This window comes from Rhodanobacter sp. FDAARGOS 1247 (assembly GCF_016889805.1).
Taxonomy (GTDB): domain Bacteria; phylum Pseudomonadota; class Gammaproteobacteria; order Xanthomonadales; family Rhodanobacteraceae; genus Rhodanobacter.
Genome location: NZ_CP069535.1, coordinates 3403628 through 3429342 on the forward strand (window position 1 = coordinate 3403628; position 25715 = coordinate 3429342).

Below are 25715 nucleotides of genomic sequence, written 5' to 3' on the forward strand. Positions count from 1 at the left end.
CGATCGGCGCAACGCTTTCAGCGCGGGTGCGCCAAGGCGAAATCGATCGCGGCGCAAACCGCCGCCGCCTGCGCGGCGTTGCATTGTTCCGGCGTTGCCCGCGGGCTGTCCGGATAGACCTCGGTGGTGGTCTTGTAGGTCGCCTCGGTGATGCCTGCGCACAAACCCAGCTCGCGCAGCGCGTACTGGATGACGCCTTCGGCGACCACCGGTGAACCGATGATCTCGCCGTGTTCGTCGGCCGGCGCGATATGCGTAACCTTCGCCACCGCCTCGATGATCGAGCGCTGGAAGGCGGGCTGCGGATGCGCCGTATCGTCGACCAGGTAGAAGCCGTCGGGGATTTCGCCCGGCTCATGCGGCAAGCCGTCGCGCGCGGCCAGCGCGGGGCGGAATTCGGACTCGTCGCTGTCGGTGGTTTCGTGCAGGTCGATATGCATCAGCACGCGATTGTGCAGCGGCGCCACCATGGACATCAGCGCCGCCGATTCCGGCGCCGGGCTGTTCGCGCGGAACGAACGGTTCGGGTCCAGCGCAGCGGGATTCCAGCGGTGGATGCGCTCGTACGCCCACGGGCTCACGCAAGGCGCCACCACCAGGTTGGCCCGCCCGGCGTAATCCGCCGCGTGACGGTCGAGGAAAAGCAGGGCGCCATGCACGCCGCTGGTTTCGTAACCATGCACGCCGCCGGTCACCAGCATGGTGGGCAGCGCATCGTTCCAGTCGCGACTGCGCACGACGAACAGCGGGTAGCTGGCCGGCGGATAGTCCAGCCGGCCGTACTCCGCTACGTCGAAACGCGGGCGCAGCCTGTCGATGACGCTGACGACTTCGGCCTGATAGCCGCGCTTCACCGCCTGGCTCTCGCGCCACTGCGCGACCTCGGCGTCGCCCCAGCGCACGCCGGGGGTGCCGATCGGATGGGAGGTCGGATGGTTCATCGCGCTGCTTGCTCCGCTGGCTGTCGAGACCCCCGGCACTTTATCACCAGCCCGGAATCAGAGCCCCGCCGCACCCTTGCGCAGCCAGCGGTCGACCAGCGCCTTCTCGTAGCGCAAGCTGTCCTGGTCGACGGCGCTCGCGCGGGCCATGAAGGCCAGGTCACGCAGGCTGCGACTGCCGCTGCGCAGCACCTTGCCGTCGGCGCCGTACAGGGTGAAGTCCAGATCGATGCGCGGCGGGTAGATGTCCTTGACGATGCGCACGTTGTTGAAGTCCGGGCCCCGCCAGGGCTCGTACTCTCCCGCCAGATCGACGTCGGTCACCTCGACGTCCAGCCGCTGGCCGGGCGCCAGGATGCGGGCCGCACGCTGCGCGATGTAAGCCTTGAGCGGCTTCAGGTACGCATCGGCATCGTTCGCGTTCAGTCCGAAGCTGCGCTTCGCCTCGGTGAAGTGCGCAGGGTCGCGGTAATGCACGCTGACGTTGTCCGGTGGCTGCGCCGCCCGCGCGGCCATCGCGGACAGGGCAAGCAGGACAAGGCACGACAGGCGCGACAACGAAAAGAACGTCATGGCGATTCTCCGGAGGCTGGCCAGGTGATGGCCGACGATCGGTTGGCAGTATAGATCCGCGCGACATGGGCTCACCGCAGCCGGCTGCTGCAGAGTGCGAACACAGCCGTCGATTCCACAATGCCGCGGCGTGGCGGATGCGCTTGTCGAAGAGTGATCAGTGCCGCCCCGCCTTCCCCCGCGCCTCGCGCTTGCGGTACAGCTGGTGGTCGGCCTCGGCCATGCCCTGATCCAGCGTGACCTCGTGGCCGAAGGTGGACCAGCCCAGGGTGAACGCGATCGGCGCGTCGGCGCGATCGTGCTCGATGCGCGACACCACGCCTTCGACCGCGCCATCGGCGGCATCGCCCAGCAGCACCATGAATTCGTCGCCGCCCAGCCTGATCACGGCATCGCCGGGCCGGACGTGGCGTGACAGGAAATGCGCCATCGCCACCAGTACCTCGTCGCCGCGCTGATGGCCGTAGGTGTCGTTGACCTGCTTGAAGTGGTCCAGATCGATGACGATGCAACCCCAGCGACCCTGCGTGCTTCGTCTGGCGACATCGTCGAGGAAGCGCCGGTTGTAGCAGCCGGTCAGCGGGTCGCGCACCGACATCTCGTGCAGGTTCAACGCCTGTTGATACTGTTCGGTGATGTCCTGGGCGTGGCCCAGCACGTAGGGATCTTCGTCCTCGTCGTCCAGCATGTTCTGGTACTGCCAGATGCGCAGCGTGCCGTCCTTCGCCACCAGTTCCAGCACGCCTTCGTCGCGATCGCTGCGGAACATCCGCAGCAGGTAGGCGCGGAATGCCGCATGGCGCTCCGGCCGCATGAAGTCGGTCAACGGGCGACCCAGCAGTTCGCCGATCGAGTAGCCCAGCGAACGCGCCGCGGCGGGATTGACCGAAAGCAGCACACCCTCGTAGTCGTGCGTGCAGATCAGCCCCAGGCTGTACTCGAACAGCTTGCGGAAACGGCGATCACTGGCTTCCAGCGCGGTGACCACGCGCCGGCGAATGCTCACGTCCTGGATGGCACCGACCAGACGCACCGGCTTGCCGTCGTCGTCAAACAAGATGCTGCCGATCGTGCGCACCCAGATCTTGCGGCCGGTCGCGGTCACCAGCGGCAGTTCCAGGTCCCAGCCCGTGCGATCGGCGGTGCCCTTGGTCATCGCCGCGGAAATCACCTCGCGCGCCTTCGGCGGGTAGAACGCCAGCGCCTCCTGGACGGTGGGTCGATAGCCGGCCGGCACTTCGTGGATGCGGCAGGTCTCGTCGGTCCACTGCACTTCATCGGTACCCAGATCGACCTGCCATCCACCCACTCCGGCAAGACGGCCGGTGCGATCGAGGAAGGCCTCGCTGGCGCGCAGTTTCTGACCAAGCCGGGCAGCCTCGTCGCCGCCCTGCGGGGCAGACCCGGTCACGGCGGGATGGCGCTCCAGCGCCAGCATGCGCAGCTCCAGCGCCTCGCTCGCGACCAGCGCCAGTGACAGCAAGGCCTGGCGCTGCGCTTCATCGAGCGAGCGCGGTTCGCGATCGAACACGCACAACGCGCCCACCCGCAAGCCGTCGCCGAGCTGCAGTGGCGCGCCGGCATGGAAGCGCACGTGCGGGCTGCCGGTGACCAGCGGATTGTCGGCAAAGCGCGGATCGGCCCGCGCATCGACCACTTCCATCAGCCCCTCGGCCAGCATCGCGTATTCGCTGAAGTCGCCGGCGCGCGGCGTCTTGTCCAGTCCGGCAAGCCCGACGCGGGACTTGAACCACGGCCGCTCCCCGTCGACCAGGGCAAGCAACGCCATCGGCGCCCCGGTGACCAGGGCCGCGCTGCGGGTCAGTGCGTCGAACAGCGGTTCGGTCCCGGAATCCAGCACGGACAGTGCGTGCAGGCGGGCCAGTCGTTGCGCTTCCTCGGCAGGAACCGGAGCGGGCATGCCATCTCTCTCAAAAGGCCTGGCGCGAGTATCGACCGGAGCAGAGCAAGGTTCCGTGATTCGTTCGCCTGTACATGTGGCTTGCGCACGACAGACCCGGCCCGGCCGCCCATCCGTTGTCGCCACGTACACACGCCGCGGACCACAGTGGGCGGCGCTTCGACTGCCATGGAAGACATCGCCTCAAACCGCCCGGCAGCCCCGCCGGGCACAGTCCGTACCAACGACTACCGGAGGAACCGATCATGCATCAGACACTGCGCAAGATCCTGCCATTGGCCGCCGCCGCACTGCTGGCGTTCTCCACCGTCGCCGCCGCGAAGGACGTCTCGCTCAGCGGCGATTTCGCCGGCGAGAACGGTGCCACCAACCAGCCCAGCGGGCACGTCAGCGCCACCCTGGACACGGTGACCCACCAGCTCAGGTACACGATCGAATACCAGGGTTTGAGTGGACCGGTCACCATCGCGCACTTCCACGGTCCGGCCGGTCCGGACGTGGCCGCGGGCGTGATGCAGCTGATCCCCGGCCCGTACCAGAGCGGCATGAGCAACAGCGTGACCATCGATGCCGCGACCCAGTCCGCCCTGCTCAACGGACTGACCTACGTGAACCTGCACACCAAGGCACACCCGAAAGGCGAGGCGCGCGCGCAGATGACGGTCAGTCCGTCGCCGGGGATGTAGGCATCAGGACCTGTGATTGCCGGGGCGAGACCCGGCAATCAGCTGGCCTGGCCTAACGCGCCCACAGGCGCATGATCCACGGCCACGCCATCAGCAGCACGATCAGCAGCAGGAACAGCGCCAGCATCCAGCGCTGCTTCTTCGCCTGGCGCCTGTGCTCGGCGGCGATCAGGGCCATGTCGGCATTCATCTGCGCCATCGCCTGTTCCATCTGCTCCGGATGGGCCAGCGTGGCCGCCATCGCACCCGGCTCGTCCAGGCGCGCAGCAAGGGCACCGGCCCGCTTCATCGCCTCGTTGTAGGCGTCCGACTGCAACGGGCTCCATTCGTAGTCGTTGCCCGTCGACTGCTTCCACAACTGCCGGGCCAGTGCGTACACCGCTGCCGGCGGGTCCTTTTTCGACGGCAGGCTCACGTTGACCACGCCCCTGGCCAGGGCTCCGAGATGGAACACCGCAAGCAGACGATCGGTCCAGTGGATGCGCGGCGCCACGCGCGCGAACCGCTGCACGCGAAACATCAGGAAGAAGCTTTCACTGCCGTTGCGCTGCGTCACCGTGCGCAGGCAGATGCCGGACACTTCACGCCAGGGAATGCGCCCGGTCAGCGGGGTGGCAAAGCCGACGCCGTCCAGCTCCAGCGCCGGCTGTCCCACGCCCGCCAGGGCACGCAGCAGGAGCAGCAGGCCCATGGGCACCAGCAGCACGCCGAGCATCAGCGGGATGACGTCGTGCCTGACGTCGGCCGACGCCATGATCACGACCGCCACGCCGAGCAGGGCCAGCAACAAGCCGGCGAGGACGTAGCGAAGTCCGCCATGCACCTGCAGCGTCTGCGACGAACCGGCCGGCCTGCGCGCGAACTCGTCGATGCGTTGCTGGATCGCGGCGCGCTTGTGCTGCTCCGCGCGCCGCTCGCGTCCACGATCACTGAAGTACGCCAGGGCGATCAGCGCAAGGCCAAGTACCAGCAGCAACAGCGCCAAAGCCGGCTGGTTGCGCCACAAGACCAGGCCGCTGCCCGCGGCGATCACGCCGAAAATCACCAGGAAAAGATTGACCAGCTGCAACATCGCGTGACCTGCACCGCTCCATGGCGAGGCGGCCATTGTGGGGAGGCGCAGCACCGCCCGGCAAGCGGGAAGGCGGGAAGCCGTGACCCCGTCCACGCAACGTTCGCTGTTTGGGTTGTCGACCGGCCGGCCTCATACTGCGCGGCTGCGATCAGACATCCCGTGACTTCCATGCTTATCGGTATCGACTTCGGCACCAGCTATTCGGCGGCTGGCGCCATCATCGACGGCGAACTGCAGCTGGTGCGCTTCGGCGACACCGAGCAGTTCCGCACCGCGGTGTATTTCCCCGAGCTGGTGCCCGACCCGGCGGACTTCCAGCTGACGCCCGAACTGCAGGCGCAGCTGGAAGTGGAGCTGCGCCTGGCGCGCACCCGCCAGCGCGAGATGGCGTCGGCTGCCGCCGCGCGCGGGCAGACCCCGGCGGTACGCGGCGAAGGCGACCTGCAGCGCGAGGCCCTGCGCGTGGTGCGCCGGCAGTGGATGGAGCAGCAGACCCGCGAGGCCACCGCCTCGGTCGCCAGCTTCCAGCACGCGCTGTTCGGCGAAGAGGCGGTGGAAGGCTACCTGGACAGCGGCGGCGGCAACCTGATCGAGTCGCCCAAGTCGATGTTCGGCTATCGACTGGACCCGCAGGTGCGCAAGGTGATCGTGCACATCGCCACGCACATCCTCGAACACATCAGGCTATGCGCCAGCCGCCAGTTCGGCGTGCCGGTGCGTGGTGCGGTGATCGGCCGTCCGGTGGAGTTCCGCAGTTCGATGGGTGCGCAGGGGTCGCAGCAGGCGATCGATATCCTGCGCGAAGCGGCCGGCGTGGCCGGCTTCGACGAGGTGAGCTTCCTGGAAGAGCCGGCCGCGGCAGCCATGCACTATCACCGGAGCCTCGACGCGCGACAGCACGCGCTGATCGTCGACATCGGCGGCGGCACCACCGACGTGGCGCATGCCGAACTCGGCGGCGGCGCGGCGCCACGCATCGCGCGCAGCTGGGGCCTGCCCAAGGGCGGCACCGACCTCGACGTGAGCCTCAGCCTGCACAGCTTCATGCCGCTGCTGGGCAAGGACAGCGTGCGCATCCCGCAGCACCAGTTCGTCGAAGCGGCCAGCGTGCACAACCTGCCCAAGCAGCGCGAGTTCCGCCGGCAGGACTATCGCCTGGTGGACGAGCCTTACGGCACGCGCTTGCGCGCCCTGCAGGAGCTCGGCGCCACCACGCGCCTCAACCAGCTGGCCGAACGCACCAAGATCGTCCTGAGCAGGACACCCGGCCATCGTGTCGAGCTGGACTTCGTCGAACCCGGTCTTGCCGTCGATGCCGGAAGGGAAGATTTCGACGCAGCCATCGAACCCTTCCTGGGCCAGCTCGAACGCACGCTGGAACGCGTGCGTGGCGACCTGACCGAACTGCCCGCCAGCGTCTTCCTCACCGGCGGCAGCTCGCGCTCGCCGCAGATCAGCACCCGCGTGCAGGCCTGCTTCCCGGAGATTCCGCTGGTTCATGGCGACCCGTCGCTGGGCGTGGTCTCCGGCCTGGCCGTGGCGGCAAGCGAACTCGGCGGATAACTACGCCAATCCGGAAGCGCCAAGGACAAGCCAACATGCAACTTTCAGGTTGCATGCATGAAAGCAGCGGATCATCATGCAACCTCCGGATTGCATGACATCGAGGAAGTTCCGTGAACACATCGACCGATCGCATCGAGCAACAGATCCTGCTGCACGCACCGCTGGAACGCGTGTGGCACGCGCTGGCCGACCCGGGCGCGCTCGGCGCCTGGTTCGGCATGGCCTTCGACGGGCCGTTCGTGGCCGGCCAGCCGGTGACCGGCAGGATCGTGCCGACCCAGGTCGACCCCGAGGTGGCCAGGCTGCAGGAACCCTACACCGGCACGCCATTCAGGCTCCTGATCGAGCGCATCGAGCCGATGCGGGCGTTCGCCTGGCGCTGGCATCCCTACGCCGTCGACCACGACACCGACTACGAGCAGGAGCCGACCACGCTGGTCACCTTCGGGCTTGAAGTCGTCGAGCACGGCACCTTGCTGCGACTCACCGAGTCGGGTTTCGACCGCCTGCCGCCGGCACGCCGCGCCGACGCGCTGCGCGCGAACGAGGGTGGCTGGACCATGCAGATGAGCAACATCGCCCGCTATGTCGCCGCGCACTGACCGCGCCCGCCGAGCCGCGGCGCTGGCCAGGAGCGCGCCGATCTTCGCCGCGCTGGGCGATGCCACGCGGCTGCGCCTGGTTGCGACGCTGTGCGCCGGCAGCGCGATGTCGATCGCCCAGCTCACCGTCGGCACCACCATCACCCGCCAGGCCGTCACCAGGCACCTGACCGTGCTGGCCGAGGCCGGCCTGGTCCAGGACCTGTGGCGCGGTCGCGAGCGCCTGTGGGCGTTCGAACCGTCGCGGCTGGACGAGGCGCGCAAGGCGCTGGACGCGATCAACGCCGAATGGGCCGGCGCGCTGTCGCGGCTGCAGCGCTTCGTGGAGCACTGAAGACTCGGCTCAGCGGTTGTCGCCCCTGGGAAAGCGCACGCGGTCCGGCTGGGTATTGAGTTGCTGCAACATCACCAGCAGCAGGCGCGACTTGACGCTGCCGGCGTGTTTCGGATCCACCACGTAGCGCACCCGGGCGTCGATCCAGGTATTGGCATTGACCCTGAACAGCACCGTGGGCCGCTCCTTCACCTCCACCTCGTCTACCGGCGTCCTGGCCAGGATGTCGCGATACGTGCGCACGCGCCGGATCATCGCCTCGCCCAGTTCCCTTTCGGCCGCCTGCTGCATCACCTCGCTGACAAAGGCGAGGTCGCTGTCGTAGGCGATCTGAAACGATATCTCGTCCCAGATGTAGGGAAACATTTCCCACGAAAAGTTGTAGACGGCGCTGGTCAGCACGTTGGCATTGGGAAACTTGACCAGCCGTCCGCTGGGGTGGCTGCTGGACACGTACGGCCCACCCACCTCCCACAGCGTGGTATCCAGATAGGTCACCTCGATCACGTCGCCGGTGGCTTCGCCGATGCTGATGCGATCGCCCACCCGATACGGCCGGCGCGCCAGGATGTAGATCCAGCCGATGAAGCTGGTGATCGGCGTCTGCAGTGCAAAACCCAGCACCAGAGAGATCAGTCCCAGCGATGCCACCGCCGCGTACCAGTTCGCGAACAGCATCGACACGACGATCAGCGCGATCAGCACGAACACCACCAGCCCCGCGATCCGCTGCAGGTTGTAGCGGGTCACCGCATTCTCGATCCGGTCGATCGCCCTGGCGCGGATCAGTCGCGCCAGCGCCAGGATCAGCACGATCGCCATCAAGCCGACCACGATCCGGCGCAGCGGAGGAAGATAGCGCGGCGCCAGTGGCACCAGGTCGAGCCGAAGCACGTAGTAGATCGCCGCCAGTACCAGCAGGAGGATCGCGTACGCGCCCAGCCACAGCGCATGGCCGCGACTTGCGGCCGCGTATTTCGTACTGGCGTCGTTGCCCATGCGTACCCTCCGATCTCCGCCACACGCTGCCATCGCACGCGTGTTCGGTGTGTCGACGAGCGCGCATCGCTCGTCGGTGCGCCAGCCGTATGGCAGCGATGAGGGAGCCGGCTGCCTCACCACCATTTCACCGCGCCCGGCACAGGCTAGACGCTACCCCGCTTTCCTGAGCCGGCAAACAACCACGTTCCAGCCACGACGCCGGGTCATGTCATCCGGGTTTCGCAATGCTTCGAAGAGGTGCGTCATGCAATTGAAGAGACTGACCCTGCAGGACGGGTTCGAGGTGGCGGGCACCGTACGTGAGGTGCAGGGCGCGCAGATGGTGCTGGCACCGGGAAGCAGCACCGGCGGCCCCGGCAACCGCCATGCCGGGGCTGACCAGTGGCTCTACGTGGTTTCCGGGAGCGGCGCGGCCATCGTAGAGGGCGAGCAGCATTCGCTGCGAGCCGGCACGTTGCTGGTGATCGAGCGTGGCGAGGCCCACGAGATCCGCGCTACCGGAGACCAGCCGCTGTCCACCGTCAATTTCTATTCGCCCGCAGCCTATGCCGACAACGGCGATCCGCTGCCGGCGGGCGAGGCGTGACGTCACGCGGGCTGTTCGCGTTCCGTGACGCTGTCCGGCTCAGGCCGCGCACTCCGGAATCAGCGCGGAGAGGTCGGTCACGCCGACGTCGATGCCGAGCTGGCTGAACAAGGTGGTGACCTGGCCCCGATGATGGGTCTGGTGGTTGAACACATGGCGCAGCACCAGAGCACTGGTCTTGACGTGCCTTTCGCCAGCGCTGTTGGCATAGCTCAGGGGCTGCGCGTAGAGCTCGTCGGTCGCTTCGGCGGTGAACGCGATGATGGCCTCGTCCAGTGCCTCGCGATCGGCGCGCAGCGCGGCGAAGTCGGGAAACGTGATGCCACGGACCAGCGGCGGCAGCGGCGCGGCGCGCACCGGGTCCAGCGAGGCGAGTCCGGGCATCGCCCCGGCGAAGCGTTTCAGCCAGTGCATGTCGGCCGCCAGGATGTGTGCCAGCGTGGCCAGGATCGAGCCGAAGAAGGCGCCCCGATCCGCCCGCAGTTCCGCCTCGTCCAGGTTCGCGGCCGCCGCATACAGGCGCGCATTCATCCACTGGTTGTAGCGGGCCATCAGTTCGAAATCGGATTTCAGGGACATCGTTTTCCTCGCGACATGGGGATGGGAGACGGGGGTGGCCGTTCGTGCTTATCGCCTCAATCCGCTGCAACCGACATGCCGCGGCAGGCGCGAGATTCCTGTGTACTACGGCGACATCAGATCCGCCCCGCGCCAGTCAGCCGGCGAGCCAGCGCCAGCACCAGCATCCATCCGACACTGCACGCACCCCACAACACAATCTCGAATGGCCAGAGGTTGTGCGAGGTGGGATCGCGAACGACGTCCACGAAAAGACGCAACACCACGAACACCATCCCCAGCAGGGGCACGGCCGCAGCCCATCGCCAATGCCGGCGCCATCGCCACAGCCCCCACAGCGGCGCGGCGAAGCCCAGCACGCCCAGTACGCACATCGCCAGCATGAAGCCGCTGAAAAGCGCGACGTCGCCGGCGCTCGGCACCGTGTTCAGGTGCTTCTCGCGATCGGCGCGCTGCGCCGCGTCGTCGGCGGCTTCGAGTGTGCCGATCCACGCCGGTGCCGGCGCTTTCCCGGCGACCTCGGTGCTGCAGGTCACCGATACCGGGTAGACGGCCACCACGTGGGTGCCGCCGAACGATCCATCGCCGGCGCTGATTCGCACTTCGTCCACGCGCACGCCCGGGCTGGACAGGAAGAACCATCCCAGCGCTTCACCACTGCCTGCCGGATAGCTTCGCGACGGATTGCTGCCGGCATGGGCCGGCTTGCCTTCGAAGTACGGCCGCGCCCAGATCTTCACGGGCCGGTCGCTGCTGTAGTCGAGGTGCAGGTAGAAGTTCTGGTCGCGACCCAAGGTAACCACGTCGCCGGCAGGGTACGTCCCGGTCACCTTCACCAGGACTGGCGCCTGTCCGGCACCGACGCCACTCAGCGCCAGCGCCGCCGCGCACAGGATTGTCGTCCATCCGAACATCGCAGCCCCGGCCTTTCCGCTCGAAGAGAGCATAACAAAGCGGGGCGGCGCGTCTTCGGATCAGCGCGCGCCACGCTTGCTGAAAATCACGGCGTCCATTCCTGCAACTGCCGGCACGGGTGCGCGACACGTGGCCGGTGTGCCAAGAGTCGGCTGTGAACGCCTGAACGCGGGGATTAGAGTTGAGTGCATCAACTCAAGCCCCGGCCCCGCGCCACTCCGTCATCACGGGCGGACGGCGGCGTGGCTCACAGTCGAAGGAATGCACCGATGAACCGACCGAAACGATTCCACCCGTCGGGCGTTGCCCTGGCCGCGCTTGCCCTGCTCGTCGCGGGCTGCTCCGGCGTGGCCACCCGGGATATCGAAGCCGAGCGCGCTGCGCTGCATCGCGACCCTGTCAGCATGAACGCGAAGAATCTGCCGGAAGCGCACATCGACGCTTCCGGCGCGGTGAAGGTCGGCACGGATCAGCTGCCGCTGACCGACGGACAACGCGCGCTGACCCGCGATTACCGCGCCGCCGTGATCGAACTGGTTGACCTGACCCTGTCCGGCACCGCGCGGATCACCGATCACGCCATGAGCCGGGTGCTCCTTGCATCGCTGATCGGTCGGGGCGACGAGGCGGGGGAAAAGGTCGGCCGGCAGGCCGAAGCCATGGTCCACTCGCCGCAGTTCTGCCAGCTGCTGGACAAGGTGCAGCGGAGCCAGGACCGTATGGTGCAGTCGGTGGTGACGCTGCGGCCCTACGCGAAGATCGATGCACGCGCGGTCGAGAATTGCCGGGCCGGAAAGCCCTACGACGCCAGCATCTAGCCAGCGCGATGTGGCGGCGGCGCATGCGGGCGCTGCGAAAAGTTGCGGGCCGACCGCGATGCGTTCGTTGTGCGTCCTGTCTCATCCGCCTGGCCGCGCCCGATCCACCGACTCTTTCGCGGCGGGTGCCGCCGGCTCATTGATCGCTGGAACGGATCAGCGCCAGGCCCGCGGGGGTCAGCTGCAAGGAGGCCGGGGCGACTTCGCTCGCTTCCATCTGCAGGACCAGACCCGCCGCGATCAACCGTTCCGCGGCGGCCTCGTCCACGGTGGCAGCCTGCCCCTGCGCCACCCGGGCCAGGTTCTCGTAATCGCGTGGACCAGGTTGCGTTGGCATGGGCATGCGGGTTCTCCGGGTCGTGGTTTCGATCTCGCCCTGGCAATCGATGCTACAGCTGCGCGGACATGGTCGAGGACAGCCAGTCCGTGGCGCGCTGGCGCCACGGCCGTGCGCGCCACTGCGGCAGGGTCAGTTCGTGCGAGCGTGTCAGGTCCTGCTCGATCACGTCGATCATGTGCGCGGCAAACGCATGGTCGTAGATGGCGATGTTGGATTCGTCGTTGAGCTGGAACGAACGGTTGTCGAAGTTGGCCGATCCGGCGATGGTCAGATAGCCATCCACCACCATCAGCTTGTTGTGGAACAGCGACGGCTGGTAGCGGTGCATCCGCGCGCCGGCCTGCAGCATGCTGCCCCACTTTGCCTGCGAGGCGTCGCGCACCACCGTGCTGTCCACGTGGGGTCCGGGCACCACCAGGCGCACGCGCACGCCCCTGGCCAGCGCATCGCGCAGCGCGGTCAGGGTGAGCTGGTCGGGCACGAAGTAGGCGCATTCCAAGTCAATGCTGCGCCGCGCGCCGTTGATCGCCATCAGGTACATCAGCTGCATGTTCTGGCTGCCACCCTGGGGCGAGCTGGCGTAAGCCTGCACGTCGAGGTCGCCGCCGGCGGGAATGTCGGGGTAGTAGTCCGGACCAAGCAGGACCTCGCCGGTGGTGGCGAGCCAGTTGCTGCCGAAGATCGCCTGCATCTGCGCGGCCGCCGGGCCCTCCACGCGGAACTGCATGTCGCGCCAGTGATCGGGCTGGGTGCCGTCGCCGTCCCATGCGTCGGCGATGCCGACGCCGCCGTTGAACGCCACCTTTCCGTCGACCACCATCAGCTTGCGGTGGGTGCGGTTGTTGACGCGGTCGATCGCGTACCAGCTCAATGGATGGAAGTATTCGAAGCGCACCCCGCCGGCGCGCAGCGCGTCGATCACCTCCTGCTTCATGCGGGTGGAGCCGACCCAGTCGGCCAGCACGCGCACCTTCACGCCCGCCCGCGCCCGTTCCGTCAGCGCGGCAACGAACTCCTTCGAGACGTTGCCGGACCAGTAGATGTAGGTTTCCAGATTGATGCTGTGCCGGGCCGCGTGGATCGAGGCCAGCATCGCGGGGAAGATCTCCGCGCCATTCTGGAAGTCCTGCACCGCGTTGCCCGCGCTGACGCCGGTGCCCAGCAGTGCACCCAGCTCGCGCCGGAACTGCACGCTCTCCACCGCACTGACGTGGCCTGTGCGCTGCTGCAGGCCGCGCGTGTGCGGCCACAGGTTGAGCAGCACGATGCCCACCAGACACGCGGCAAGCACGCCCAGACCCAGCCACAGCAGACGCCGCCGCCATCGCACCGCTGAAACCATCGTGATTCCTCATCCGGCAGTGGCACCAGCCTGCCTTCGAGGATGCAACGGGAGCGTGATGCAGGCGCGTGGACCACGCTCAGCGCGAGCGGGGCCGTGTCACCGTTTCAGGCATCGCCGAATCACTAGTAACCCGCCGCCAGACCCGCCGGCCGACGCGGATCGTTGGCGCCCTCGAGCAAGCCGGTCTTCGGATTGAGCAGGATCGCCTCGACCGCACCGCCGCCGAACTGCTTGAACGTATAGCCCATCGATTCCAGCGTCTGCTGCGATTCGGGCGTGAGCAGGCCCTGGCCCGCGTAGACCACGTCGGGATACCACTGCTGGTGCAGGCGCGGCGCATTGACGGCCTGCTGCATGTTCATGCCGAAGTCGACCACGTTGAGGAAGCTGCCCAGCACCGAGGAGATGATGGTGGCGCTGCCGGGGCTGCCGGTAAGCATGAACGGCTTGCCGTCGCGCAGCACGATGGTCGGCGTCATCGAGCTCAACGGCCGCTTGCCCGGTTCCACCTGGTTGATCACGCCCTGCACCAGGCCGGCGCCGTTGGCCACGCCCGGCTTGCCGGTGAAGTCGTCCATCTCGTCGTTGAGGAAGAAACCGGTGTCGCCGGCGATCTGCTTGTTGCCGAACAGGAAGTTGACGGTGTACGTGGTGGAGACGGCGTTGCCGTCCTTGTCGACCACCGAATAGTGCGTGGTGTGGTTGCCTTCGGGTGCGCCGAGGCTGCCCGTGATCTCGGACGATGGCGTGGCCCTGTCCGGCTTGATGGTCGCGCGAAGCCCGGCCGCGTGTGCGTCCGAGAGCAGCGTGTCGATCGGGTTCTGCACGAAGGCCGGATCACCGAGGTAGGTGTTGCGATCGGCAAACGCGCGACGCTCGGCTTCGACCAGGTAGTGCACGCTGTTGACCGAACCGTAGCCCCACTTGGCCAGCGGGTACGGCTTGACGATCTGCAGGATCAGGCACAGCGTGGTGCCGCCCGAGCTGGGCGGTGGCGCCGACACCACGGTGTAGCCGTGGTATTCGCACTGGATCGGCTTCTCCCACTGCGCGGTGTAATCGGCGAAGTCGCGCAACGACAGGATGCCGCCGTTGGCGTCACTGCCCTTGACCACGGCGCGGGCGATCGGCCCTTCGTAGAAAGCCCGGGCACCGCCGTTCGCGATCAGCTCCAGGGTATGCGCCAGGTCCTTCTGCACCAGCCGCTCGCCGACCTTGAACGGCTTGCCGTGGTTGAGGAAGATCGCGGCCACGTTGGCATGTTTCGCGAGGCCGTCGTTGCCGGAACGCAGGCTGTCGACGTCGCCCTGCTGGAGGATGTAGCCCTCGCGGGCCAGCTTGATGGCCGGCGCGATGACCTGCTTCAGCGACATCGTGCCGTAGGCCTTCAACGCGGTGTCGAAACCCATCACCGTGCCGGGCACGCCCACGCCGAGATAGGTGTCGGTGCTGCGGCCTTCGACCACGTTGCCTGCGGCATCCTGGAACATCGTGGGCGTGGCCTTCGCCGGCGCCTTCTCGCGGAAGTTGAGGAACAGGTTGCGACCATCCTTCAGGTGGATGGTCATGAAGCCGCCGCCGCCGATGTTGCCGCAGCACGGATGCACCACGGCCTCGGCAAAACCCACCGCCACCGCGGCGTCCACCGCATTGCCGCCGCGCTTGAGGATGTCCACGCCCACCATCGTGGCCAGGTGCTGGGCGCTGACCACCATCGCATGCTTCGCGGTCACCGGCCTCGCGTGCTGCAAGGCCTCGCGCGTGTTGTCCGGCTCATGCCCGGTCTCGTCGGGATTGACCTGCTGGGCCAGCGCCGGGGCGATGAACGCCGTCAGCATCGCCACCAGCAGGGCGCGACGTGGCCAGCGGCGATGGTGGAACGCCTCGGCGGCGATGGCTGGGCTGCAATCGATGCGCGGCGTGTTCGTATCGGGCATGGGTTCATCCTCGGCAGTGATCGATCCAGCATAGCCCCACCCGCCCGCATCATGAAAAGCCGCAGTATCTTTCGGTAGCTTCCCGACTGGAGTGAATCATGGCCATGCGCTGGATCGTCTGTCTGCTGCTGCTTCTCTGCGCCGATGCCCGCGCGGGCAGGCCCGCGACCAGCGAGCCCGCGTCCAGCGAACCCGTGGCCAGCGTGCGCGTGGCGTTCGATCGCGACGGCATCACCGCCACGCGGGTGCATGGACTGGCCGACAAGTCCACCGGCCGCAAGCTCAGCGCGGACGATCCCGTGCGCATCGCCTCGATCTCCAAGCTGGTCACCACGCTGGGCGTGATGCGGCTGGTGGAGGCCGGCAAGCTCGACCTGGATGCGGACGCCTCCGCCCTGCTGGGCTGGCGCCTGCGCAATCCGGCTTTTCCGGAGGCGCCGATCACCCTGCGCCTGCTGCTGTCGCACCGCTCCAGCCTCACCGACGCGGCCGGCTACTGGCAGACGCCGCTGGGCGGCCAGCTGCGCGACATCGTCGAGGATCCGCGCGCGTGGGACACCCGCCATGCGCCGGGCACGTATTTCCGCTACACCAACCTCAACTTTCCGCTGGTGGCGCAGATCATGGAGCGCGCCACCGGCGAGCGCTTCGACCAGCTGATGGAGCGCCTGGTGCTGCAGCCGCTGGGCATCCACGGCTGTTTCAACTGGGACCGCTGCGACGCGGCGACCGCGGCGCGCGCCGTGGTGCTGTACGACGCGGACGGCAAGCCGGTGAAGGACGACAACCACGGCCGCAAACCCGACTGCCCGGTGACGCCGGCCGCCGAAGGCAGCTGCGACCTGTCGCAATGGCGGGCCGGCGACAACGGCGCGCTGTTCTCGCCGCAGGGCGGCCTGCGCATTTCCGCCAACGGCCTGGCCCGCATCGGCCGCCTGCTGCTGGGCAACGGCAGCATCGACGGCCGGCGCCTGCTCAAGCCCGCCTCCGTGCAGGCGATGATCACCCCGCAATGGCGCTACCGTGCCGGCAACGGCCTGACCTACGAAGAAGATACCGGCGATGCCGACGCCGGCTTCTTCTGTCGCTACGGCCTGGCCGTGCAGACCCTGGCCACGCCCGTGCAGGGCTGCCGTGACGACCCGTTCGGCGACGGCGTGGCGCGCATCGGCCATTCCGGTTCCGCCTACGGACTGCAGGCCGGGCTGTGGGTCGACCGCAAGGGCGGCACCGGCGTGGTGTGGTTCGCCACCGGCATGCCGGACGAGCGCACCGGCGGGAAGTCGGCGTTCAGCGCGGTGGAGGAGGCGCTCGCGCACTGAGCCCTCCGTCGACGCCTTGACGCCATCGTCCTCGATCGACCACCTCGCGTTAACCCGGCGCCGCCTAGCGTGCTTTGCTCCATCCCGTGAAGGAGCAGCGTCATGTCCAAGGGCGACAAGTCGTCGTACACCGACAAGCAGAAACGCGAAGCCGCGCACATCAAGCAGAGCGAGAAGAAGGAGGGCAAATCGGAAAAGACCGCCGAGCGCATCGCCTGGGCCACGGTCAACAAGCAGGACGGCGGCGGCAAGAAGTCCTGAGCCGCCGGGCATGCCTCACCGCGTCGCGAGAGTCGGCCAGGCTTGTCGATTCGGCCGCGGGTCGTTCGTCGTACGGTCGACGCTCCACGAGCGTAGAGTCTCCACACTTCGTGCCACTCGGGGAATGCCGCCATGACAAAGAAGCTCTTCATCAGCCTGCCGATCGCCGACCTCAAGGCCTCGGTCGACTTCTACCGCGCCCTGGGGTTCGAACAGAACCTGCAGTTCAGCGACGACAGCGGCGCCTGCATGGTGTGGAGCGAGGCGATCCAGGTGATGGTGATCACCCACGCCAAGTGGCGCACGTTCACCGATCGGCCGTTCCCGCCGGCGGGAAGCTGCAACTCGATGCTCTCGCTGGCGCTGGACAGCCGCGAGGCGGTAGACGCGATGAACGAAGCTGCGGCAGCCCACGGCGGCCAGGCCGACGTGAACCCGGCCGAGGACATGGGCTTCATGTACACGCGCGATCTCGCCGATCCCGACGGCCACATGTGGGCGGCGCTGTGGATGGACCCGGCGGCAATGCCTGCTGCCGAACAGGGCTGAGTCCCGCTCCATGGCGCCATGGTTGGACGCGACCCGACGCAGACCGATCCTCGCCATCATCGTGACGACGCTGATGGCAGTCATCGTGGTGATCGTCGACCTGGCCAGCGGCGGCCGTCCTGATCCGCCGGAGCTGCGCGCAGCGGCGACCCTGCTCGATGGCGGCTGGCGATTCCATACTGGCGACGATCCGCGCTGGGCCGACCCCGATACGGACGATGCGGCGTGGGAAGTCATCGACATGACCGCCCCGCCCGGCAGCCACGACGGCGACGTGGGCCTGCCCGATTACGTCGACGGCTGGATGGCGCACGGCCATCCCGGCTATCGCGGCTACGCCTGGTATCGACGCGCGGTGACGGTGCCGGCAGGCAGCGCGGCTTGGGACGTCCTCGGTCCCACCCTCGTCGAGGACGGCTACGAACTGTACTGGAACGGCCAGCGGCTGGGCGGCTCGGGAAGGCTCGGCGCCGCCCCGCGCGTCGTCGGCACGCGGCCGCTGCGGTTTGCCCTTCCCGCCGATGCGGCGGGCACTCGCGGCGTGCTCGCGGTCCGCACCTACATGCTTCCCGCTTCCGCGATCAGCGCCACCGGCGGCGGCATGCACAGCGCGCCCATCCTTGCACCGCGGCCGATAGCCGCCGCACTCCACCGCGTGCAATGGCAGCGAACCATTGCCGGCTATATCGTCGACGTGATCGAACCGATCGCCATGCTGGCGCTCATCGGCCTGGCGCTGGCCTGCGGGTCGCGCAGCCGGCGCAGGGGCTTCCTGATCTTCGCCAGCATTGCGCTGGCGCTTGCCGCAACCAGGCGCCTCGACAATGCAATCGTTTCATGGACCGACCTGCAGGACCTGACCACCTATGCGTGGCTGGCATCGGTGCTGTGGGTGCCGACGATCGCCGCCTGGTTGCTGGCCTGGAACCGCTGGTGCCTGCCCCCGTGGCGAAGCATCGATGTGCTGGCCATCGTGCTGGCGATGGCCGGGACGGTCGGCGCCATGACGCAATCGGCGAGCTGGACCGGCGGCACTCGGCTCGGGGCGATCGCGCTGTTCGTCGTCATCGCGGCGCGCATGGCGCGCCACGGCCCGATGCGAATCCTGTCGCTGGTCACGCTGGCCTCGATCATGGCCGGGCTGTTCGGCGGCGAGCTGCTCGATCCGATCGGCGTGCCGGGCATCTGGTTTCCGTTCGGCATCGGCGTGTCACGCACGCAGTACGTCTACGCGATCGCCATCCCGCTCCTGGCCGTCCTGGTCGTGCGCACTCTCGCCCCGGACAGGGATCCGGGACTGAGCGATTCGGTCGGGTGACCTGCTTCGATACGGCCCATGCCGAACTGGTCGGTTCAGCCGCCAGCGTCGACGAAGGCCCAGACCCGGGAGATCACCACCGAGCCCTCGCCGACGGCCGAGGCCACGCGCTTCACCGATCCGCTGCGCACGTCGCCCACGGCAAAGATGCCGGGCCGCGAAGTCTCGAACAGCGAGCTGGCGCCGACCGCCGCGCCGGTGAGCACGAAGCCGTGCTGGTCGAGCCTGACCAGGTCCGCCAGCCAACCGGTATTGGGGGCGGCGCCGACCATCACGAACAGCGCCCGGCTCGGCACCGTCTCTTCGGCGCCGCTGGCGGCATGGCGGATCGTCACTGCCTCGAGCTGGTCGTCGCCGTGCAGCGCGCCGACTTCGGCGCCGTACTCGATGGTGATCGTGGACTCGGCCTCGAGCCGGCTCGACAGGTAGCTCGACATCGACGCGGCCAGTGACTGGCCGCGCACCAGCAGGCGCACCCGGCTCGCCGTGCGGCTGAGGAACATCGCGGCCTGGCCGGCCGAATTGCCACCGCCGATGATGATCGCCTCGGTGCCCTTGCTGTAGCGCGCCTCGATATCGGTCGCGGCGTAATACACGCCGGCGCCTTCGAATTCGGTCAGCCGCGGAATCGGCAGGCGGCGATACTGCACGCCGGTCGCCACCACCACCGCCTTGCCCCGGACCCGCTTGCCGTTGTCGAAGGTGGCGCAGAAGCCGCCGTCGGGCAGCGCTTCGAGCCGGGCCACGCGGCGGGGCATGGCGAAACGCGTGCCGAACTTCATCGCCTGGATCTGGCCGCGCCAGACCAGGTCGGCACCGGAGATCCCGGTGGGAAAACCCATGTAGTTTTCGATCCGGCTGGACGTGCCGGCCTGACCGCCGATGGCGACGTCCTCGGTCACCAGCGCGCACAGGCCCTCGGCGCCGGCATAGACACCGGCGGCCACGCCCGCCGGCCCGCCGCCCACGATCAGCACGTCGAAATCCTCGTCGTCGACCAGGTCGAGATTGAGGCCGAGCAGGCGCGCGATCTTGTCCGGCGTGGGATCGTCGATGACCGTGTCGCGGCCGAAGATCACCGCGGGCCGGCCGGGCGCCAGCGAACAGGTGGCAGCCAGCGCATCCGCCCCGGCGCTGCCCAGTGCATGCGAGGCGTAGGGAATGCGGTTGCGGTCGGCGAATTCGGCGATGCAGCGGACCTCGCGGTCGCGCTCTTCGCCGATCAGCACCAGCGTGCTGTCCCGCTGCTCGATCTGCCGGCGGCGACGCGCGGCAAAGACGGTGATGATGATGTCCGACATCTCGGGAATCCGCGACATCAGGGTCAGCATCGTGGCGCGCGGCACCTCGATCACCGAGGTGTCGCGCACGGCACGCATCGCCATCGAGGCGTTGCCGCCGTTGAGGAACGATATCTCGCCCATGAACTGGGTCGGCCCCAGCGTCGAGGGCAGGTGGCGCTCATCGGTATACGCGTTGACCACCTCGATCTCGCCGTCGAGGACATAGACAAAGCGATCGGCCAACTGACCGGGCCGCGCCAGGTACGTGCCGGCCGTGTAGCTCACCTGCCTGCCCGCCTCGCGCAACGCGGCGACGTGCGCAGGCGCCAGCGGCGTGCGCTGCATCTCGCTCAGGTTGGCGCCGATCGATTCCATGGTCCTGTCCTTGCGGTGGGCGGGTCGGCCACCCTGCGCGGGTGGCTCGGGGGGAGTCGCGTCCGGCGGATCATGCCACCCGGGCGAACTCCGGCGATGGCCCGCGTCAGTCGTTGAGCAGATCCATCCAGTTCCGCGGCACCTGTCCCGCGGGACCGGGCACCGGCTGATCGAGCGGATGCATGTGCGGTGCGCGCAACGTCGGGCCGTTGAAGGTGGCCCCGCTGCGGTAGTCGTAGAACCAGTCCTCCCCGGGCTCGAAGCTGGTGATGACCGGGTGGCCCGTCTCGCGGAAATGCGCGGTCGCATGCTGATGGGGTGACGTGTCGCAACAGCCGACATGTCCGCACGTGGCGCATCGGCGAAGGTGCAACCACCACTGGCCAGCCTGCAGACATTCCACGCAACCGGTGCCCGAAGGCGCCACCGCAGGATCGATATCGTCACTGTCGTGCGGATCATGCGTCATGGTGGATTCCTCGGCTCGGGTCGTCCCCCGAAAACGTCGCAGAGTCGACGCGATCCTGTCCGGAAGAACGGTTCGGTGAATGCGGTCCGGCTACGCCTGCTTCTGCGCGGACGGCGACTGCGCAAAATGCGGCAACGCTTCATCCAAGCAAACCCACGATGGCGCGCTGGACGTCCAGATGTCCAGTGCCGGCCGGAAGCCACTGGTGTCGTCCAGGCTGCTGAAGCGGATGGACATGAAATCCGGCCTCGCCTCACCCATGGTGAACAAGGGGCTGCCGCAGGTGGCGCAAAAGCTCCGCGTGACCAGGAGACCACTGGATACGCTAACCGCATATTCCTGCGGCGAGCCCGTGATGTCGACGGACGCCCTCGGCACCACCACGCCCGAGGCAAACGGTGCGCCGCTCGATTGCTGACAATCGCGGCAATGGCAGTTCAGCATGGCCAGCGGCTCGCTGGAACACGCGTAGCGGATGCTGCCGCAGGCGCAGCCGCCCGAGAACGGGACCTTCATGGGAGCCTCTTGAATATATGGGTTGTGGATGGCGAATGATGTCACGGGCAATCGCCATCAGGCCACGGGAAACTGACCCCGGCACCGGATACCTTCGCCTGCTCGTCAGCAGGCCTGCTCTTGCGCCGAACCCGCATGACAACTGAGAGCAGTGCGAAGCCAGGCGGATGACGCGGCAATGCCCCCACGCACGCCGCCCCCTAGGGATTGTGGGTGAATCCCGCCGCGGCAATGACCTGCTGCGATCCCCGCGTGAAGTATTGGCTCGCATCGGCGGGCGTCAGATAGAAGTTGCCGCTGATGACGCAGGCACCCGGATGGTGGGGGCCGCCCGCGGCGGCGAAGACGTCCGGCAGGGAAATGCCGCCGATGAGCTTGCCCTGGCCGGCGAGCTCCAGCGTGTATTCGGCAATCCCCGTGGCGAACACGGTGAGCCAGACATCGCACGCGCCGGCCGTCACTGAGGGGGTGTAGCTGTATTGCCGAATCCGGCTGCCCTCCTCCTCGAACTGAAGCCGCCACCCCGGCATGTCGTAGATCTGCCGGAACCTGCCCGTGGTATCCGCAAAGCCGGGGTCGACCAGTATCAGGTTCAAGTCGACCCGCTGCCGGATACAGTATTGGAGCAGCGAATCAGGGCATTGTTGGCGCTTGATCGAATCTTCGCCATGTCCATGGTCGAAGCAACCGATGCCAATGAACGTCATCTCGTCCGGCCCAAGTTCTCCGGCCGACAGCCGCAGGAAGGCCTGCAGCTTCGCCAATACGTTGTCGATCGGGGCGTCTTCCCGGCGGGCGGGAAGTTCGACGGAAATCGTCTTGTGCGCCTGGACATTCATGTCGCCCAGCGTGAGCGTAGCTTTTGCGACAAGCTTGCCGTCATAGAAAATCTTCAGCTTGTCGTCTGGCGGGAGTTCGTCATGCGGCCGAAGCTCTCGGTACGCCTGCTCGACCACACTGCGGAAAGTGGCGTCGGGACCTGCAGCGAGTTCAACGTGTTTTTCATCCTGAAACTTCACGAATATCCTGGGCATGTCCGTGCTCCTGATGAATGGCGTTTTTCCGAAGTGCGTTCCACAAGCAGATTTCGTTTACGAAATAAAAACAAAGGCATCAATAATGACACCGTTCATTTTGCGTCATGAAAATTCCAAACAAGCCGCTACGGAAGGGCGGCCTTGACGCCTTCCGCCTCCAGCACAACTTCCTTTTTGCCTACTTCGGCTTCCGCGTAGAGGTGTGCACAATCCTTCCAGTCAAATCTGCGCGCGTCAGCCTCTTTTATATTCGAAATGAAAGCTTCTCGCGCTTCATTGCTGCCATTGCTCATGGCTGACACCATCAAACCTCGCGCCAGTCCGTAAATTGCATGTTCCTGCACCAAGCTTCTACCAAAACGAAAGTAGTAATCCATATAATTATAACGGACCGGTTGAACGTGCGGCATTCTCAATCTCAACCACGTCCGATTGAGAAAAAACAGCACCTCACCTGCCTCAAACACGTGCACCCTGCTGTTACTCTTGTTCTTCGTCCGGAAAAAAGCACGCGGCGAGGAATTGAAAGCTACAGCATTCACTCCGTCAAATCGTAGAGACATGTTCATCGCCAGCGCACCACCGAGCGAATGCCCGGTAGTCGTGATCTGAGCGAACGGATGCAATCTACGCAAACCAGCAATGAAAGTTGCCGCCTCCTTGTTCTGACCAGGCTCGATGGGCGCGATATTGGCCACCCAGTCCTTTAGATGGTTGAACTCGGTCCCACGAAACGCGACGACGATTTCCTTCGGATTGGAGCCGTCACGTTCGTAGACGTCAAACTCAAGATCGTTTTTCGTTTCATAACGATCAGTTCTGGTCCAACCGGGAATATAGAACTGGTCGGGCGTATCATACGCATTACTTGCCATCATGGCGTATTTGAAATACTTCCATGCCTCCGTGTCGGGGTAGAAGCTACCTTTCTTCTTCGCTGCCGCGATTTCTGCATCACTCCTGTGATAGAAATTCGTGTCGCAACTCAGATATGCATATCGTTGGTCTATTATGTGCTCTTCGCCCGGCCGGGGTGGATCTACGCGGACCAGAGACGTAGCAGCACAACCTGTCAAAAGAAGAAGAAAAGAGCTCAGGACGAATGACATTGTAATTCGCATACCACCCTCCATGGATCAGCCAGTTAAGGATATTAAGCACTTTAAAGCAACAGAACAGAAATTATATCCATGCAGTTCCCATGCAGCCTGGTAAATTTCCAACAAAAATATGTCTTTGGCATGCCTTCGAAACTCCGGAGGCCAGCCCTTTATTGGAAGCCAGGGCCGGCAGCTGGGATCTAGGAGACCCAGAGTCAAAGTCACCTTTCCTTCGGGGTCAGATATCAAAGTACGCTCCGCCCCTGCCTTGTCTCGATGATTCGAGTTCCAGAGCACCTGCATGGACACCACCTTGCCGCCGTCGACCCGCCGCTGCTCGACCTCTTCGAAGCCTTGCCTGGCATGAAAATCTGCGAGGCCGGGTTGAGCGTATCGATATCGAATTTGCCGGCAACCAGAGGGAACGGAGGTAACTACGCCGACTTAATTACCTCCACCCCCCTTTGCCCTGCATGCGGCCTGATCAACCTGCCCCTCTCCCGAGCGGCGCCCCCGCCCCTGCGGCCTACAAGTTCACCCGCTTGCCGACGACCCATCCGGGCGTGTGCCAGTCGATATCGTACGTGGCGCCCTTCTCGTCGTGGTGCGAGCCCACTCCGATCACGCTGCCGACCTCACCGGGCTCGAGCGTGAAGAACAGGGTGACGTGGCCGGCGCCCTTGCCCGTGGTGATATGCCGAATGCTTTTGCCATTGTGCCGAACGACCGAGCCATTACCGCGCCCGTCGTGGCCGAGCACGTTGCCTGCCGCCGTCAGAAGACTTGCCTTCCAGGCGGGCGATCCGCCCCCGACCTTGGAAGTGATGAACGCGGCAATGTCTTCCGCCGTCATTGAACCGTGCTTTCCGCCTATCTTCTCGCCCCAGATCACTGCCATTTCCATCTCCTTGTTGGCTCACGCGACTCTCTTCGACATCCGCTTGGCAAAGGCCATGGCATTGAAATGATGAAAACGTCGAGACGCCATGCACTTCTAATTCGCCTTTTATACGCTTCCCTGTTCCCGGGGGCATCGACTCATCGAATTTTTCTTCCGCGCCGATCCAGCGTGATCCAGTCGCCTCCTTCGAACCAGCTGTGCTCGCCATCGGTCTTCGAGCGGCATCCGGTGCAGACTCTCCATCCCAGGCCTGGCTGGTAGTCGAGGATGCCGTCATAACTCGGCGGCACCACCAACCTTCCCTCCTCGTCCGCCAGCCCCCACTTGCCATCCTGATTGACGCGAACCAGCCCGTGGTGGAACGCGCTGGCATCGTTGTCCATCGTAGCCACGTGACGCACCACGACTTTCCCGCTTCGATCGATGTACGACCAGCCGCTGTCGGGAAGAATCCTCGCCACCAGATGCTCGCGGCTGCCACTGAAGAGCTTCGGCAGGTAGCGTGCCGCCACGTAAGCGTGGCCATGTCGGGTTTCCATCGCGCAGGGCGGCAGGCTCCACGTCTCGCCATCCACGACACACGCGGCCGGTGGCGCGTTCGGCGGCGGCCAGGCCGATGCCGTCAGGCAGGACAAGACACCAAGCAGTCCAACAATCCAGTGAAGACTTGACGAGTGCTTCATGAGTCCCATTCCGTCACCGTGGATCGACGATCGCCAGGGTCAAGGCAGGGAGGTTCGGCTTCCTGGCTGAAGCACGTGAACCCGATGCTGAAGCAGTTGCCGGCAGTCCACCAACTCAGCGGACAGCTACGTCGAGCACCTGCATGGACACCACCTTGCCGCCGTCGACCCGTCGCTGCCCGACTTCGTGGAAGCCTTGCCTGGCATGAAAACGTGCGGAGGCCGGGTTGGGCGGATCGATATCGAATTCGCAGGCGATCAGCGGCACCGCGTCCGCCGAAGCCAGCGCACGGACGTCGGCATAGAGCCGACTGCCGATGCCCCCGGCCTGCCCGCCACCGGCGACCACGATGCGATCCACGTACAGGAAGCGCGCATGGCGCTGTGCGAACCAGCGGTAGTTGGCGCCGTCGTAATCCGCGCCCTCGCGGAAGGCGAGCAGGAAAGCCTCGATCCGCCCATCCCGCTCGACCACCCGATGCACGGCCGCCTGCGCATGCAACTGCGCCAGGCGCCCTGCGTCCAGCGGACTGAGCACGGCGACGAAGGCCTCGTTGAGGGCGAGGATCGCGGGGAAGTCGGCAGGATGGGCGTTTCGAAGCATCGGGCGACCTTACACGGATTCATGCGGGAAGCGACGCGCCTGCATCGGGCAAACGCGTCCCTCCATCCGGTTTCACG

27 protein-coding genes and 1 pseudogene are annotated in these 25715 nt (G+C 66.3%); 10 read left to right on the top strand and 18 right to left on the bottom strand.

All coding sequences use genetic code 11. The annotated features are described in order from the left end of the window. Nucleotides 1-17: 17 nt before the first annotated feature. The 3 genes from I6J77_RS15470 to I6J77_RS15480 form a co-directional block, all read right to left on the bottom strand. Nucleotides 18-941 (bottom strand): M14 family metallocarboxypeptidase, encoded by a 924-nt coding sequence (locus I6J77_RS15470; RefSeq protein ID WP_204109707.1) that lies wholly within the window; start codon nucleotides 939-941, stop codon nucleotides 18-20. Nucleotides 942-998: 57 nt separating this feature from the next. Continuing rightward, nucleotides 999-1514, bottom strand: coding sequence for a DUF3016 domain-containing protein (locus I6J77_RS15475; RefSeq protein WP_204109708.1), 516 nt, complete (start codon nucleotides 1512-1514; stop codon nucleotides 999-1001). A 157-nt stretch (nucleotides 1515-1671) separates the two neighbouring features. Continuing rightward, entirely contained in the window at nucleotides 1672-3435 is a 1764-nt protein-coding gene (locus tag I6J77_RS15480; protein WP_204109709.1) for a diguanylate cyclase, read from the bottom strand. A 245-nt stretch (nucleotides 3436-3680) separates the two neighbouring features. On the opposite strand from I6J77_RS15480, the gene I6J77_RS15485 reads away from it, so the two are divergent. After that, nucleotides 3681-4121 (top strand): CHRD domain-containing protein, encoded by a 441-nt coding sequence (locus I6J77_RS15485; protein ID WP_204109710.1) that lies wholly within the window; start codon nucleotides 3681-3683, stop codon nucleotides 4119-4121. A gap of 52 nt (nucleotides 4122-4173) precedes the next feature. On the opposite strand, the gene I6J77_RS15490 is transcribed toward I6J77_RS15485, so the two are convergent. Continuing rightward, a complete protein-coding gene (locus tag I6J77_RS15490; RefSeq protein ID WP_204109711.1) occupies nucleotides 4174-5193 on the bottom strand; it encodes a hypothetical protein in 1020 nt (339 codons plus the stop codon). 171 nt (nucleotides 5194-5364) lie between these two features. Between I6J77_RS15490 and I6J77_RS15495 the strand changes: the two genes are divergently transcribed. The 3 genes from I6J77_RS15495 (at nucleotide 5365) to I6J77_RS15505 (ending at nucleotide 7698) form a co-directional block, all read left to right on the top strand. Continuing rightward, nucleotides 5365-6759, top strand: a complete 1395-nt coding sequence (locus I6J77_RS15495; protein WP_204111514.1) for an Hsp70 family protein — start codon at nucleotides 5365-5367, stop codon at nucleotides 6757-6759. Between the two features lie 113 nt (nucleotides 6760-6872). Next, entirely contained in the window at nucleotides 6873-7364 is a 492-nt protein-coding gene (locus I6J77_RS15500; protein WP_204109712.1) for an SRPBCC family protein, read from the top strand. Continuing rightward, entirely contained in the window at nucleotides 7348-7698 is a 351-nt protein-coding gene (locus I6J77_RS15505; protein WP_204109713.1) for a helix-turn-helix transcriptional regulator, read from the top strand. Before I6J77_RS15500 ends, I6J77_RS15505 begins: the two co-directional genes overlap by 17 nt. Before the next feature lie 9 nt (nucleotides 7699-7707). Here I6J77_RS15505 and I6J77_RS15510 read toward each other — a convergent pair whose 3' ends face one another. Beyond that, nucleotides 7708-8697, bottom strand: coding sequence for a mechanosensitive ion channel family protein (locus I6J77_RS15510; protein WP_204109714.1), 990 nt, complete (start codon nucleotides 8695-8697; stop codon nucleotides 7708-7710). Between the two features lie 247 nt (nucleotides 8698-8944). On the opposite strand from I6J77_RS15510, the gene I6J77_RS15515 reads away from it, so the two are divergent. Then, a complete protein-coding gene (locus I6J77_RS15515; RefSeq protein WP_204109715.1) occupies nucleotides 8945-9286 on the top strand; it encodes a cupin domain-containing protein in 342 nt (113 codons plus the stop codon). Nucleotides 9287-9325: 39 nt separating this feature from the next. Here I6J77_RS15515 and I6J77_RS15520 read toward each other — a convergent pair whose 3' ends face one another. Both I6J77_RS15520 and I6J77_RS15525 read right to left on the bottom strand, forming a co-directional pair. Beyond that, nucleotides 9326-9865 (bottom strand): DinB family protein, encoded by a 540-nt coding sequence (locus I6J77_RS15520; protein ID WP_204109716.1) that lies wholly within the window; start codon nucleotides 9863-9865, stop codon nucleotides 9326-9328. A gap of 116 nt (nucleotides 9866-9981) precedes the next feature. Beyond that, the gene (locus I6J77_RS15525; protein ID WP_204109717.1) at nucleotides 9982-10779 is read right to left on the bottom strand and encodes a hypothetical protein; all 798 of its coding nucleotides are present in this window, start codon (nucleotides 10777-10779) and stop codon (nucleotides 9982-9984) included. Between the two features lie 186 nt (nucleotides 10780-10965). Here I6J77_RS15525 and I6J77_RS15530 point away from each other — a divergent pair, with 186 nt between their 5' ends. Then, entirely contained in the window at nucleotides 10966-11598 is a 633-nt protein-coding gene (locus I6J77_RS15530; RefSeq protein ID WP_204109718.1) for a hypothetical protein, read from the top strand. Nucleotides 11599-11734: 136 nt separating this feature from the next. On the opposite strand, the gene I6J77_RS15535 is transcribed toward I6J77_RS15530, so the two are convergent. The 3 genes from I6J77_RS15535 to ggt all read right to left on the bottom strand — a co-directional run bounded on the left by I6J77_RS15535 (nucleotide 11735) and on the right by ggt (nucleotide 15220). Then, on the bottom strand, nucleotides 11735-11941 hold the full coding sequence (locus I6J77_RS15535; RefSeq protein WP_204109719.1) for a hypothetical protein: 207 nt from the start codon (nucleotides 11939-11941) through the stop codon (nucleotides 11735-11737). 46 nt (nucleotides 11942-11987) lie between these two features. Continuing rightward, the gene (locus tag I6J77_RS15540; protein WP_204111515.1) at nucleotides 11988-13250 is read right to left on the bottom strand and encodes a phosphatidylserine/phosphatidylglycerophosphate/cardiolipin synthase family protein; all 1263 of its coding nucleotides are present in this window, start codon (nucleotides 13248-13250) and stop codon (nucleotides 11988-11990) included. 155 nt (nucleotides 13251-13405) lie between these two features. Further along, nucleotides 13406-15220: a gamma-glutamyltransferase gene (gene ggt / locus I6J77_RS15545; RefSeq protein ID WP_239309049.1), complete on the bottom strand. Its 1815-nt coding sequence runs from the start codon at nucleotides 15218-15220 to the stop codon at nucleotides 13406-13408. Nucleotides 15221-15318: 98 nt separating this feature from the next. Here ggt and I6J77_RS15550 point away from each other — a divergent pair, with 98 nt between their 5' ends. From I6J77_RS15550 to I6J77_RS15565, 4 genes and pseudogenes are all read left to right on the top strand, one after another. After that, nucleotides 15319-16542 carry a serine hydrolase gene (locus I6J77_RS15550; RefSeq protein WP_204109720.1) on the top strand — a complete coding sequence of 408 codons (1224 nt, stop codon included), beginning with the start codon at nucleotides 15319-15321 and terminating at the stop codon, nucleotides 16540-16542. 102 nt (nucleotides 16543-16644) lie between these two features. Further along, nucleotides 16645-16800 (top strand): annotated as a pseudogene (locus I6J77_RS15555) (HupB); the annotation flags it as partial. Nucleotides 16801-16935: 135 nt separating this feature from the next. After that, nucleotides 16936-17352: a VOC family protein gene (locus tag I6J77_RS15560; RefSeq protein ID WP_056718159.1), complete on the top strand. Its 417-nt coding sequence runs from the start codon at nucleotides 16936-16938 to the stop codon at nucleotides 17350-17352. A 10-nt stretch (nucleotides 17353-17362) separates the two neighbouring features. Then, the gene (locus I6J77_RS15565) at nucleotides 17363-18670 is read left to right on the top strand and encodes a glycoside hydrolase family 2 (protein ID WP_204109721.1); all 1308 of its coding nucleotides are present in this window, start codon (nucleotides 17363-17365) and stop codon (nucleotides 18668-18670) included. Nucleotides 18671-18705: 35 nt separating this feature from the next. Here I6J77_RS15565 and I6J77_RS15570 read toward each other — a convergent pair whose 3' ends face one another. From I6J77_RS15570 to I6J77_RS15605, 8 genes are all read right to left on the bottom strand, one after another. Further along, nucleotides 18706-20328: a cyclic nucleotide-binding domain-containing thioredoxin-disulfide reductase gene (locus tag I6J77_RS15570; protein WP_204109722.1), complete on the bottom strand. Its 1623-nt coding sequence runs from the start codon at nucleotides 20326-20328 to the stop codon at nucleotides 18706-18708. Nucleotides 20329-20434: 106 nt separating this feature from the next. Continuing rightward, on the bottom strand, nucleotides 20435-20797 hold the full coding sequence (locus I6J77_RS15575) for a UBP-type zinc finger domain-containing protein (RefSeq protein ID WP_204109723.1): 363 nt from the start codon (nucleotides 20795-20797) through the stop codon (nucleotides 20435-20437). 90 nt (nucleotides 20798-20887) lie between these two features. Next, the gene (locus I6J77_RS15580; protein WP_204109724.1) at nucleotides 20888-21313 is read right to left on the bottom strand and encodes a GFA family protein; all 426 of its coding nucleotides are present in this window, start codon (nucleotides 21311-21313) and stop codon (nucleotides 20888-20890) included. 200 nt (nucleotides 21314-21513) lie between these two features. Further along, nucleotides 21514-22347 carry a hypothetical protein gene (locus I6J77_RS15585; RefSeq protein ID WP_204109725.1) on the bottom strand — a complete coding sequence of 278 codons (834 nt, stop codon included), beginning with the start codon at nucleotides 22345-22347 and terminating at the stop codon, nucleotides 21514-21516. A 128-nt stretch (nucleotides 22348-22475) separates the two neighbouring features. Beyond that, entirely contained in the window at nucleotides 22476-23459 is a 984-nt protein-coding gene (locus I6J77_RS15590; RefSeq protein ID WP_204109726.1) for a hypothetical protein, read from the bottom strand. A 517-nt stretch (nucleotides 23460-23976) separates the two neighbouring features. Then, nucleotides 23977-24348, bottom strand: a complete 372-nt coding sequence (locus tag I6J77_RS15595) for a hypothetical protein (protein ID WP_204109727.1) — start codon at nucleotides 24346-24348, stop codon at nucleotides 23977-23979. 140 nt (nucleotides 24349-24488) lie between these two features. Continuing rightward, on the bottom strand, nucleotides 24489-25043 hold the full coding sequence (locus I6J77_RS15600; RefSeq protein ID WP_204109728.1) for a WG repeat-containing protein: 555 nt from the start codon (nucleotides 25041-25043) through the stop codon (nucleotides 24489-24491). Between the two features lie 106 nt (nucleotides 25044-25149). After that, nucleotides 25150-25638 carry a GNAT family N-acetyltransferase gene (locus I6J77_RS15605; protein ID WP_204109729.1) on the bottom strand — a complete coding sequence of 163 codons (489 nt, stop codon included), beginning with the start codon at nucleotides 25636-25638 and terminating at the stop codon, nucleotides 25150-25152. Between the last annotated feature and the right edge of the window lie 77 nt (nucleotides 25639-25715).